This is a genomic window from Janthinobacterium sp., from assembly GCF_031995485.1.
Lineage (GTDB): Bacteria > Pseudomonadota > Gammaproteobacteria > Burkholderiales > Burkholderiaceae_D > Janthinobacterium.
Map to the genome: position 1 here is coordinate 30,200 of NZ_DAMAGB010000059.1, position 12,698 is coordinate 42,897.

At 58.2% G+C, this 12,698-nt stretch carries 11 protein-coding genes; 1 reads left to right on the forward strand and 10 read right to left on the reverse strand.

The genetic code is table 11. The annotated features are described in order from the left end of the window. The 10 genes from RTQ46_RS24500 to RTQ46_RS24545 all read right to left on the reverse strand — a co-directional run. Positions 1-435: class I tRNA ligase family protein (locus tag RTQ46_RS24500; protein WP_312440203.1), on the reverse strand; the 435-nt coding region annotated here is incomplete at its 3' end. 69 nt (positions 436-504) lie between these two features. Further along, complete coding sequence (locus RTQ46_RS24505) at positions 505-1,476, reverse strand: bifunctional riboflavin kinase/FAD synthetase (protein ID WP_312440204.1); 972 nt, start codon at positions 1,474-1,476, stop codon at positions 505-507. 291 nt (positions 1,477-1,767) lie between these two features. After that, positions 1,768-2,979, reverse strand: a complete 1,212-nt coding sequence (locus RTQ46_RS24510) for a CDC27 family protein (protein ID WP_312440205.1) — start codon at positions 2,977-2,979, stop codon at positions 1,768-1,770. A 77-nt stretch (positions 2,980-3,056) separates the two neighbouring features. Further along, the gene (locus tag RTQ46_RS24515) at positions 3,057-3,488 is read right to left on the reverse strand and encodes a biopolymer transporter ExbD (protein WP_312440206.1); all 432 of its coding nucleotides are present in this window, start codon (positions 3,486-3,488) and stop codon (positions 3,057-3,059) included. Positions 3,489-3,590: 102 nt separating this feature from the next. Continuing rightward, on the reverse strand, positions 3,591-4,019 hold the full coding sequence (locus RTQ46_RS24520; RefSeq protein ID WP_312440207.1) for a biopolymer transporter ExbD: 429 nt from the start codon (positions 4,017-4,019) through the stop codon (positions 3,591-3,593). A 5-nt stretch (positions 4,020-4,024) separates the two neighbouring features. Further along, the gene (locus RTQ46_RS24525; RefSeq protein WP_312440208.1) at positions 4,025-4,957 is read right to left on the reverse strand and encodes a MotA/TolQ/ExbB proton channel family protein; all 933 of its coding nucleotides are present in this window, start codon (positions 4,955-4,957) and stop codon (positions 4,025-4,027) included. A gap of 86 nt (positions 4,958-5,043) precedes the next feature. Beyond that, entirely contained in the window at positions 5,044-5,706 is a 663-nt protein-coding gene (locus RTQ46_RS24530) for an energy transducer TonB (RefSeq protein WP_312440209.1), read from the reverse strand. A gap of 524 nt (positions 5,707-6,230) precedes the next feature. Beyond that, positions 6,231-7,820, reverse strand: coding sequence for a SpoVR family protein (locus RTQ46_RS24535; RefSeq protein WP_312440213.1), 1,590 nt, complete (start codon positions 7,818-7,820; stop codon positions 6,231-6,233). Further along, complete coding sequence (locus tag RTQ46_RS24540) at positions 7,820-9,088, reverse strand: YeaH/YhbH family protein (protein ID WP_312440210.1); 1,269 nt, start codon at positions 9,086-9,088, stop codon at positions 7,820-7,822. The genes RTQ46_RS24535 and RTQ46_RS24540 overlap by 1 nt, the downstream gene beginning before the upstream one ends. A 61-nt stretch (positions 9,089-9,149) precedes the next feature. After that, positions 9,150-11,072 (reverse strand): PrkA family serine protein kinase, encoded by a 1,923-nt coding sequence (locus RTQ46_RS24545; protein WP_094441608.1) that lies wholly within the window; start codon positions 11,070-11,072, stop codon positions 9,150-9,152. A gap of 600 nt (positions 11,073-11,672) precedes the next feature. On the opposite strand from RTQ46_RS24545, the gene RTQ46_RS24550 reads away from it, so the two are divergent. Next, positions 11,673-12,689 carry an adenosine deaminase gene (locus RTQ46_RS24550; RefSeq protein ID WP_312440211.1) on the forward strand — a complete coding sequence of 339 codons (1,017 nt, stop codon included), beginning with the start codon at positions 11,673-11,675 and terminating at the stop codon, positions 12,687-12,689. The last annotated feature ends 9 nt before the right edge of the window (positions 12,690-12,698 follow it).

Here is a 12,698-nt window from a genome sequence, read left to right on the forward strand (position 1 = left end):
GACCTGCACGGTGGCGTAGGCGCGCGCCTTTTCCAGCACTTCGGCGGTCGGCAGGTTCTTGCCGTACAGTTTTTCGATCTGGATCTCGATCGGCATGCCGTGGCAGTCCCAGCCCGGCACGTAGGGCGCATCGAAGCCGGCCAGCGAGCGCGACTTGACGACCATGTCTTTCAGGATCTTGTTGACGGCGTGGCCCAGGTGAATGTCGCCATTCGCGTAGGGCGGGCCGTCATGCAGGATGAATTTCGGACGGCCGGCGGCGGCTTTGCGCACGCGCTCGTAGATTTTCTTGTCCTGCCACTGCTGTACCCATTGCGGTTCGCGCTTGGCCATGTCGCCGCGCATCGGGAACGGGGTTTCGGTCATGTTGACCGGGTATTTGCTGACGGGTTTCTTGTTCTGTTTCGGTGCTGCTGGCTTGTTTTGATCGGACATAGTCTTCTTTACTGGATGGTGTGAGTTACTGTGGCGGGACAACCCGCCGCGCGCAGGAGTTGGCCAGGATCAAATTCGATCGGTGGCGGTAATCGCGCTACGGCGCTGCGTGAAGTACGCGCGCGCCTGGTTCGAGTCGCGCTCAATGGCGGCTGTCAGGGTAGCCAGATCATCGTATTTCTCTTCGTCGCGCAGCTTTTCCAAAAATTCCACGCGCACCAGCTTGCCGTAGCAGGACTGGGCAAAGTCGAACAGGTGCACTTCGAGCAGCACGCGGCCGCTGTCGTCTACCGTCGGGCGCACGCCCAGGCTGGCCACCGCCGGCAATGGCTGGGGCGCCAGGCCGTGTACCTGCACGATAAAGATGCCGGACAGGGCAGGGCGGTGCGCCACGCGCAGATTCAGGGTGGGAAAACCCAGCGTGCGGCCCAGCTTCTGGCCGTGGATCACATGGCCGGAGATCGCATACGGATGGCCCAGCAGTTGCTGCGCCAGCGGGAAGTTGCCATCGGCCAGCGCCAGGCGCACGGCCGACGAGGAAATGCGCGTGCTGCCGTTCATGACAGTGGGCAGGGTTTCCACATGAAAACCGTGCTCGCGGCCCGCTTGCTGCAGCATGGCCACGTCGCCGGCGCGCCGCGCGCCATAGCAGAAGTCGTCGCCAACCATCAGCCATTTGACGTGCAGGCCGTCGACCAGCACCTGCTGCGTGAATTCCTGCGGGCTCAGGGAAGCGAACTGGGTGCTGAAATGCTCGACGATGACGCGGTCGATGCCGGCGTCTTCCAGCGACTGCAGCTTGTCGCGCAGGTTGGCGATGCGCTGCGGCGCTTTCGACAGGTCGCCCGCGCGCTGGGCAAAGAATTCGCGCGGGTGCGGCTCGAACGTCATCACTGCCGCTTCGATGCCGAGTTCGGTTGCCGCCTCGCGCACGCGCGCCAGCAGGGCCTGATGGCCGATATGGACACCGTCAAAATTGCCGATGGTCAGCGCACATGGCGCGCGCGCCTGGGCATTGGGAAGTCCGCGAAATACCTTCATGGGAATGGGATGAAAACTGTGCCAAAAGGGGGATTATACGGACTGTTTCAGGGATGCACACCCGGCAGGGCGGGCACAGGGGTAATTTCCCTGCTGAAATGGAAAAAAGCGTTGCAGGCACGAGTGCCGGCAACGCTTTTTTCTTTACTGAATATTCAAGTACAGCATCAACATCGAAGTCAACCGTAGCGAGCGGCAGTGATTTGTGGCCGAGAAGCGCAACCGTACTGGAGTACGGTGAGCATCACAGGCCGCAAAGCGCGACGCGCAGTAGGTTGGGTTCGATGTCAATTACTTGTTCATGAGGGTCCAGTAACGGGCCAGATCGGCCGCGCCATCGGTACCCTTGACGGCTTTCAATGCGGTGTTGGCATTGGATTTCTTGCCGGCGTGGATGTAAGCGATGCCCAGGTGCAGCTTGGCTTCTTCCGGATACTTGGCGGTGCCCATCTTGATGGCGTCGTTCATCAGGCCCAGGCCCTTGTCAGCCTGGCCGTCGTAGACCAGGGCAAAGCCCAGCTTGCTCAGGCTGTCGGCGTCCTTGTTCTTGACGTATTCCGCTTCCGACTTGGCGGCATTGGCTTTCAGGTCGGCCTGGGTTTTCAGGGCCAGGTCTTTCAGGCGCTGGTGACGGGCGGCATCGGCGCCGGTGCCCAGCACGCCTTTTTTGTAGCCCTGGTCGATGATGCTCAGCGCTTCACCCGGATTGCCAGCCTGCAATGCCAGCTGGCTGATTTCCATGTATTCGGACGGCTTGGTAAACAGGCCGTTGGCCAGGCGCAGGCGCTGCACGTCCAGGCCCAGGCGTTGCGAGAAGCCAGGCTTGCCCGATACGCGGTTCAGCAGGTCGGCCCAGTAGCTGGCCTTCGGATAGCTGGTCGCCAGCTTTTCCAGGGTCGACACGTAGCCGGCCTTGTCACCCTGTTTCAACTGGATATTGGCCAGCATCTGCAGGCTGCCTTCCGAGTTGCCGCCCTTGGCTTGCAGCTCTTTGGCCGCTTCGGCGTAGTTGCCGCTCGAATAGTAGGCCTGGATCAGGTATTCGCGTGTCTGTGGATCTTCGCGGTCTTTCAGCGAGCGCTTGAACCAGGTGATGGCGTTTGGCCAGTCCTTGGCGCGGTAGTACATGCCGGCCAGGCCTTGCGTGAATTTCGGTGCTTCGGCGGCGCTCAGGCGGCCGGAGTTGATGACGGCTTCGAAAGCCTTGATGGCGGTGCCGTTATCGCCGGCGCCGGCGGCGGCCGAGGCGCGCACGCGTTCGATCTGGTAGCTTTCAAAGGCGGTCTTGCCGCTAACGTTGTCAGCTTCGCGCAGCTTGGCCAACGCTTCCTTGTTCTTGCCGCTGCTCGTGAGTCGTTGCGCTTCTTGCAGTGGCTTGCCGACTTCGGCGCGCACGGTGTCGGCGGCATATGCCAGCGAGCCCAGGCCAATTACGGGAGTTGCTGCGGTAAAACCGATAGCGGCCATGACGAGGCCGAGATGAGCGAGACGAAACTTGGACATGAGAAAGTCTTTCAGTAAAAAGCGAATAGGCAGGATGGCCTGCCTATTCGGATGTAAAGAGAACCTGATACTACAGCTTACTGGAATTGCTCGTTGCCGACCAGACCGATTTTGGTCACGCCCAGACGTTGTGCCGAAGCCATGACACCGGCGACGACCTTGTATTCCACCAGCTTGTTCGGACGCAGATGCACTTCCGGCTGGTCTGCTTGCGCAGCAACGTTGTTCAACTTCGCTTCCAGCGAGGCACGGTCAGGAACGACCTGGTTGTCCCACAAGATGGTACCGTCAAAATCGACATCGATCGTGACGACCACTGGTTCCGTAGTCGGTGGCGGCGGGGTGCCGACCGGCATGTTCAGGTTCACCGAGTGGTTTTGTTTTGGAATCGTGATGATCAACATGATAATCAGCACCAGCATCACATCGATGAGGGGCGTCATGTTCAGTTCCATCATTGGTTCCGGATCCGCGCCTGCTGCGCTGCCCGAACCGACATTCATACTCATAGTGTTTCCTTTAAGAAGTCCAACGAAGCACCGGGCGAAACTGCCGCCCGGCAAGCTCCTGACCGGGGCGCCCCGTTGCCAGGGCGCCGCCGTCAGTTGCTATCAGCTCTTGTCAGGTGGTTCGGTGATGAAGCCGACCTTCTGAATCCCGGCACGTTGGGTCGTGAAGATCACTCGGCCGATCGATTCGTAGCGTGCTTCCTGATCGCCACGAACGTGTACTTCCGGCTGTGGTACTTTCACTGCTTCAACTTTAAGATAATCGAACAGTTCGTTCGTGTCTCGCAGTCTGGTCTGGCCCAGGTAAATCTCGCCGTCCTTGTTAACCACGATGTTAACGTTTTGCGGCTTGGTTTGAAGGGCTTGGTTGGCTTCAATCGGCAGATCGATTTTCTGCAGCTTGAGGACAACCGGACTGGTGATCAAGAAAATGATCAGCAAAACCAACATGATGTCGACGAGCGGCGTCGTGTTGATTTCTGACATTACTTGATCTTCATCTCCGCTGTCGGAGCCGACGGACATCGACATGATTCTTATCCGATCTTTTTAGCGCCGGCAGCACGGCCAGCTTCGCTGGTGGACATTACGCCGGAAACCAGAACCGAGTGTACGTCGGCGCTGAACGAGCGGATGTCTTCCATAGCGGTTTTGTTACGACGAACCAACCAGTTGTAACCCAGAACAGCAGGAACAGCGACCAGCAGACCAAACGCGGTCATGATCAGTGCTTCACCAACTGGACCTGCAACTTTGTCGATCGATGCGTTACCGGTCATGCCGATGGCGGTCAGCGCGCCGTAGATACCCCAAACGGTACCGAACAGACCGATAAACGGTGCGGTCGAACCAACGGTTGCCAGGAACGACAGGCCATCTTGCAGACGCGACTGGACTTTGTCCGAAGCGCGCTGGATCGACATCGTCACCCAGGTCGACAGATCGATTTGTTCCAGCAGGGCGCCGTCATGGTGAGCGGTAGCCTTGGTGCCCGATTCAGCGATGAAACGGAATGGCGAACCTTCAACCAGGGTTGCCGAACCGGCAGCGATCGAAGGCGCTTTCCAGAATTTGGCAGCGGTTTCCTTGGCTTGCTTGAAGATCTTCATCTGATCCAGCAGTTTCGTGATGATGATGTACCAGCTGCCGATCGACATGATGGCCAGGATGATCAGCGTGGCGCGTGGCACAAAGCCGCCGTCCCAGACTGCGGACAGGCCGAACGGGTTGTGGACTTCTTCGGTTTTGGCTGGAGCTGCTGCGTCAGCGGCTGGAGCGGCTGCGTCTGCTGCTGGAGCTGCTGCGTCAGCAGCTGGTGCTGCTGGTGCTGCTGCAGCGTCTGCCGCTGGAGCCGTGGCTGCCGGTGCTGGCGCGTCCGCAAATGCTGGTGCTGCTACCAGGGCGGTAGTAGCGGTAACGGACAACAGAACCGCGGCAAAAAATGCGGACAAACGGGTATTCTTAAACATGCTTCCTCCAAAATTAAAAATAACAGATCGCTGAACGTGACGACAACGAAATCATGGTGTGAGACAGTGGGTAACTGCCTCGGGTTTTAATCCAGCGACCAAACGTATTGCATTTGCTGCCAGCCTTGCTCCGGCTTGCCGTCGACCGTTGCCGGCTTGAACGTACAGCGGCTGATGCCCGTGACCGCAGCTTTATCCAGATCGCGGAAGCCGCTCGACTTCACGATCTTCGAATCCGCGACCTTGCCATCGACGCCAATCAGGAACGACAGTGTCACGACACCGGTTTCCTCATTACGCTGCGACGACTTCGGATACTGCGGTTTTTCGCAGACGCTGAAGTCAACCACCGCTGCGGTGCGCACCGATTTTGCTGGTCCAGGAGGAGCGGCTGGTGCAGGCTGTGCAGGCGGCGCTGGCGGTGCCAGCACATTGGTGGCTGGCTTCACCTGGGTGGTGTTGGCAATCACGTTCTGTGGCGGCGGCGGCTGCTGCACGTTCACCTCGACTGGCGGAATGAATGGCGGCGGTGGCGCTTTCATTTCTGGCGGCGGCGGTGGCGGTGGAAGATCCTTCGGTGGAGGCGGTTTGACTTCCTCGATAATCTTGGTTTCAACCGGGTCCATCATTTTGGTGACCAACCGCTTGCCCAAGCCCGTCGCAATCCCGTAAGCCGCGAGAACGTGCAGCAGGACAACGACCGTTATGCCTGTGTAGTTCTTGGGACTTTTCTCGTTCGAAAAATTCATGCCTGCTTTCTCCAAATACCATCTCTTGTCTTGCAACTGAACCCCAAAATGACGACACAAAGCTCCAGCCGTATCCGGGACGTCGCCGAATTATACATACGAATTCTTTATTTTACACAGATTTTTAACGCCTAAAACCGGTTAAATTTTCGGCGCTTTTGCGCCCTGAAAACGTACTTGCTTATGCCATCTTTGCACGCTTTCGGACATAAAAAAAGGCGGTCTTATCGGTTTTCTACAGCCGTTTCGGCGTACCACGGCTAAGTTCTCCGATGTCCTGATATGGCAGAATTATATTTTGCGTAATTGAAGATGGAAACAGCTAAATTTGGATCAAATTATTTCTTAAAGGGAACTTTTCCCTCCTGAACCAGACCACTTTACCTTATTGGTGCACCATTCGGGTGCGCAAGCGGCCCGGACAGGCCAAAAATCACGCTGAAAAAGACGTTTTTCGCGGCCGCCAGGCCATACGGAATTGTGATGTGGGCATCGTGTCCGCTTATATTTCTACCTTGATCACATTACGGGCGCATGCCCGGATCGTCGCGGCGATTGCGTTTTTCACGCCGGCAATTCAGGGTACCCAGCACCATGCCCTGCGGATCGACTGTGTCGAGATGCACGTCGAAACCCCACAGGCGCGCCACATGTTTCAGCACTTCGGTGGCCTGCTGGTTCAGCGGCCGGCGCAAAAACTGCGTGTGGCGCAGGGTCAGTGCGCGGTCGTCGCGCGTGTTGACGGACCAGACCTGGATATTCGGCTCGCGGTTGCCCAGGTTGTATTGTTCCGCCAGTTGTTGGCGCACATAGCGGTAGCCGGCCTCGTCGTGGATGGCGGAAATCGCCAGCTTTTCATTCTTGTCGTCGTCAAGCACGGCAAAGAAGTGAAACTCGCGGATCAGGCGCGGCGACAGGTATTGGGCGATAAAACTTTCATCCTTGAAATTGCGCATCGCAAAGTCCAGGCTCTTGCGCCAGTCGCTGCCGGCCAGGTCGGGGAACCAGGCGCGGTCTTCGTCGGTCGGGTGTTCGCAGATGCGGCGGATGTCGCTCATCATGGCAAAGCCCAGCGCATACGGATTGATGCCGCTGTAATACGGGCTGTCGATGGGCGGCTGGTACACCACATTGGTATGGCTTTTCAGGAACTCCATCATGAAGCCGTCGCCGACCACGCCTTCGTCATACAGCTGGTTCAGGATGGTGTAGTGCCAGAAGGTGGCCCAGCCTTCGTTCATGACCTGGGTCTGGCGCTGCGGATAGAAATACTGCGAAATCTTGCGCACGATGCGCACCATCTCGCGCTGCCACGGTTCCAGCAGCGGCGCATATTTCTCGATAAAGTACAGCAGGTTTTCTTCGGGTTCGGGCGGAAAGCGCGGCGCGGCCTTGCGCTGCTCGTCCTCTTCGTCGTCCTCGTCGCGGCGCGGCAGGGTGCGCCACAGCTGGTTGATCTGCGACTGCACGTATTGCTCGCGCTCCTTCTGGCGCGCATATTCCTTGGCCAGCGACAGCTTGGCCGGGCGCTTGTAGCGGTCCACGCCATAGTTCTGGATCGCATGGCAGGAATCGAGCAGCAATTCCACGGCGTCCACGCCATGGCGCTGTTCGCATTCGGCGATGTAATTCTTGGCAAACACCATATAGTCGATGATGGCGTCCGCATCGGTCCAGGCGCGGAACAAATAATTGCCCTTGAAGAAGGAATTATGGCCATACGCCGCGTGCGCGATCACCAGCGACTGCATGGTCAGGCTGTTTTCCTCCATTAAATAGGCGATGCACGGATTCGAGTTGATGACGATCTCGTAGGCCAGCCCCATCTGTCCCCGCTTGTAGCTTTTCTCGGTCGACAGGAAATGCTTGCCGAACGACCAGTGGTTGTACGACACCGGCATGCCGACCGAGGTATACGCATCCATCATCTGCTCGGCCGTGATGACTTCGAGCTGGTTCGGATAGGTGTCGAGGCCAAACTGTCTGGCGACGCGCTGGATTTCTTCGTGGATCTGCTCGATCAGCTCGAACGTCCATTCGGACTGCTCCGGCAGCGCGTTCGGATGGCGGTGGCGCACGAACGGTTCGGCATGCGGGGTGGCGGCGCTAGTCATCATTTCACCTGTTTCTTGAACAGCTCGCGGAACACCGGATAGATATCGGCCGGCGTGACGATCTTTTGCATGGCGAAATGGGCGTGATGGTCGAGCACGCCCGCATATTGTTCCCACAGGTTCTGCTGCGGGCCGTCGGTGATTTCGACGTAGGTGTAGTACTGCACCTTGGGCATGATGGTATTGATCAGCAGCTGGCGGCACAGCACGGAATCGTTGTCCCAGTTGTCGCCGTCGGACGCCTGCGCCACGTAGCTGTTCCACTGGCCGGCGCCATAGCGCTCATCGATAATGGTATTGAGCAGGTTCAGGGCCGACGACACCACGGTGCCGCCCGACTCGCGCGAATTGAAGAAATCGTGCTCGTCGACTTCCGAGGCGGCCGTATGATGGCGGATAAATACCACGTCGATCTTGTCGTAGGCGCGCTTGAGGAATAAATACAGCAGGATAAAGAAGCGCTTGGCCGTATCCTTGCGCGTCTCGTCCATGGATCCCGACACGTCCATGATGCAGAACATCACCGCCTGCGTCATCGGCTTGGGCACCTTGATGCGGTTGCTGTAGCGCAGGTCGAACGGGTCGATAAAGGGAATCGCCAGCAGGCGCGTATGCAGGTGGTGGATCAGCCGGCGCAGCTCGATCACGTTGCCGTCTTCCTCGGAGACTCCCTGGTGCAGCAGCTCGGCCAGTTGTTCTTCGGCCAGCGCCAGCTGCTTGCGCGAGCCGCCGCCGACGGCAATGCGCCGGCCCAGTGCGCCGCGCAGCGAGCGCAGCACGTGGATATTCGATGGCGTGCCCGACATGTTGTAGCCGGCGCGCTGGTTCTTCAGTTCCGTGGTGGCCGTCAGCTGGGTTTTCACCATGTGCGGCAATTCCAGGTCTTCAAAGAAGAAATTCATGAATTCTTCGCGCGACAGCTCGAAGATGAAATCGTCTTCGGAAGTTTCCTCGCTGTTGCCGGCCTTGCCGCGGCCACTGCCGCCGCCGCCCTTGGGCCGGGCGATCTGGTCGCCCTTCAGGTATTCCTTGTTGCCGGGATTGACGACTTCCCACACGCCGCCATGGGCATGGCCAAATGCCGGCTCGCCCACGTCCTTGACGGGGATGGTGACTTTTTCGCCATTCTCGACATCCGTGATCGAGCGCCCCTTGATGGCGCGCCCCACGGCATCCTTGATCTGGCCCTTGTAGCGCCGCAGGAAACGCTCGCGGTTGACGGCGGACTTGTTCTTGCTCTGCAAGCGCCTGTCGATGAGGTAAGTCAAAGGGTGCCTCCTTAGCTTGTCTTGCGCGTCCGGCTGTCGCCAGCGCGCGCCCCGCTGCCTGCTAGGATGACTTGCGTACCCGCAAGTACCACTCGCATAACAGGCGTACCTGCTTGGCCGTATAGCCCTTTTCCACCATGCGGGCCACGAAGTCGGCGTGCTTGTTGGCATCGTCGGCGCTGGCCTTGGCATTGAAGGATATCACCGGCAGCAAGTCTTCCGTATTCGAGAACATTTTCTTTTCGATGACCGTGCGGAATTTCTCGTAGCTGGTCCAGGCCGGATTCTTGCCGCCATTCGAGGCCCGCGCGCGCAGCCCGAAGTTGACGATCTCGTTGCGGAAATCCTTGGGGTTCGAGATGCCGGCCGGCTTCTCGATCTTTTCCAGCTCGTTGTTCAGCGATTCGCGGTCGAAACTCTCGCCCGTGTCCGGATCGCGGTATTCCTGGTCCTGTATCCAGAAGTCGGCAAACGTCACATAGCGGTCGAAAATGTTCTGGCCGTATTCGGAATAGCTTTCCAGGTAGGCGGTCTGGATTTCCTTGCCGATGAATTCCACGTAGCGCTGCGCCAGGTGTTCTTTAATGTAGGAGAAGTAGCGCTGTTCGAGCTCGGACGAGAACTGTTCGCGCTCGACCTGCTGCTCCAGCACATATAACAGGTGCACCGGATTGGCGGCCACTTCGGAATTGTCGAAGTTGAAGACCTTCGAGAGGATCTTGAAGGCAAAGCGCGTCGACAGCCCGTTCATGCCTTCGTCGACCCCCGCATAGTCGACGTACTCGTGCATGGACTTGGCTTTCGGGTCGGTGTCCTTCAGGTTCTCGCCGTCGTACACCAGCATCTTGGAAAAGATGCTGGAGTTTTCGGGATCCTTCAAACGCGACAGGATGGCAAACTGCGCCATCATGCGCAGGGTGCCGGGCGCGCATGGCGCCTTTTCCAGCGAGGAATTGGCCACCAGCTTGTCGTAGATCTTGATTTCATCGGACACGCGCAGGCAGTACGGCACCTTGACGATATAGATACGGTCGAGGAATGCTTCGTTGTTGCGGTTGTTTTTGAAGGTTTTCCATTCCGACTCGTTCGAGTGGGCCAGGATGATGCCATCGAACGGAATCGCGCCAAAGCCCTCGGTGCCCTTGTAGTTGCCTTCCTGGGTGGCCGTCAGCAGCGGGTGCAGCACCTTGATCGGCGCCTTGAACATTTCGACGAATTCCATCAGGCCCTGGTTGGCCAGGCACAGGCCGCCCGAATAGCTGTAGGCGTCCGGATCGTCCTGCGCGTAGTCTTCCAGCTTGCGGATGTCGACCTTGCCGACCAGCGAGGAAATATCCTGGTTGTTCTCGTCGCCCGGTTCCGTTTTCGAGATGGCAATCTGTTTCAGTACCGAGGGATAGCGCTTGACGACGCGGAACTGGTTGATGTCGCCATTGAATTCATGCAGGCGTTTCACCGCCCACGGGCTGGGGATATTGCGCAGGTAGCGGCGCGGAATGCCGTAGTCCTCTTCGAGGATGGTGCCGTCCTCTTCCTCGTTGAACAGGCCCAGCGGCGACTCGTTGACTGGCGAGCCTTTGAGGCAATAGAAGGGCACATGTTCCATCAGCGACTTGAGCTTTTCGGCGATCGACGATTTGCCGCCGCCGACCGGTCCCAGCAAGTACAGGATCTGCTTGCGCTCTTCCAGTCCCTGGGCGGCATGGCGGAAATACGAGACCACCTGTTCGATCACTTCCTCGGTGCCGTAGAAGTCGCGGAAGGCAGGGTAGATCTTGATGACCTTGTTGGCGAAGATGCGCGACAGGCGCGTGTCGTTGCGCGTATCGATCAACTGCGGCTCGCCGATGGCGGCCAGCATGCGTTCAGGGGCGCTGGCATAGGTCAGCTTGTCCTTCTTGCACAGGGCCAGGTATTCGGTGAGCGACATCTCTTCTTCCCGGGTGCGCTCGTAGCGTGCTGCGTAGTTGTCAAAAATGGTCATGTTCAATGTCCTTTAATGTAAAACTAACTTGCCAGTCACCATCTCGGCCGGCCTGGCACTCGCCCCCGGCATGCCGCTCCGGCTAGCCGCTTGCAATATTGTTTGCCCGATTGATCGATTTTTATTGTTTTTTTCAAGCCCGGCTGTCTGTCCCAGTCCGGATTGCCCGGACCAAAAAACTGGCGCTTGATACCGTATGCTGACGTGGCCAGCCGGTCTTTTTCATGTGTTGACAGCGCTTGCTGCAGCTACCTTTTCCCCATGAAATTAATTATTGCTCTAAAGGATCAGGAAGTCAAAACATATGTCGTAATATGTTTAATACTTGTTTGTAACTAATTGATTTATATGAAATAAATCAAATAATTCACGTCGTTTTTGCGGCGTGTTTGCGCACCAATGGAACCATCATACGACAATTCTGCAGCGTGCGCCGACGTGCGCCGGCATCGGCCGGACTGGCCGTGCGCAGACCCGCATCGGTGGCGTCGCCCATCTTGCGATAAACTGCACACATGTTTGATGGCGTCACGCTGCGGCTCTTGCCTGCCGCGCGCGACCGCCAGCATTTTTTCTACGCCCCCTACAAGGAAACACCCCATGATGAACGAGCAATTGCGCGCGATCGTACGCGGCATGCCCAAAGCCGAACTGCATATCCATATCGAAGGATCGCTGGAGCCGGAACTGATTTTCGCACTGGCAGAACGCAATGGCGTCGCGCTCGCCTATGAATCCGTGGAACACTTGCGCAGCGCCTATGCTTTTACGGATTTGCAGTCTTTTCTCGACATTTATTACGCCGGCGCAAGCGTGCTGCTGAAAGAGCAGGATTTCTATGACATGACGCACGCGTATCTGCTGCGCGCCGAAGCGGACAACGTGTTGCATACAGAAATTTTCTTCGACCCGCAAACGCATACGGCGCGCGGCGTGGCGATGGCCGACGTGATCAACGGCATTTACCGCGCCTGCCAGGACAGCCCTGTCAGCGCCAGCCTGATCCTGTGCTTCCTGCGCCACCTGAGCGAAGAGGATGCATTCGCGACGCTGGAAGCGGCCTTGCCCTACCGCGATAAATTCATCGGCATCGGCCTCGATTCGTCGGAAGTGGGCAATCCGCCCGAGAAATTCTCGCGCGTGTTCGCGCGCTGCCGCGAACTGGGCCTGCACCTGGTGGCGCACGCCGGCGAAGAAGGCCCGCCAGCCTATATCAGCACCGCGCTGGACGATTTGAAAGTCGAACGCATCGACCATGGCGTGCGCTGCCTGGAAGACGCTGCGCTGACGGCGCGCCTGGCGCGCGAACAGATCGCCTTGACGGTGTGCCCGCTGTCGAACACCAAGCTGCGCGTGTTCGACCAGATGCACGACCATAACCTGGCCGAGCTGATGGCGGCGGGTCTGCTCGTCACCGTCAACTCGGACGACCCGGCGTATTTCGGCGGCTACATGAACGACAACTTCGACGCCATTTTTGACTCCCTGCCGCTGGACCTGCCGCATGCGCAGCAGCTGTCGCGCAACGGCTTTGTCGCTGCCTTCTTGCCGCAGGCGGAAAAGGACGCTTTTCTCGCCACCGTCGATGCGTATTTCGCTCAGCACGCGCCACACTAACTTCGCATA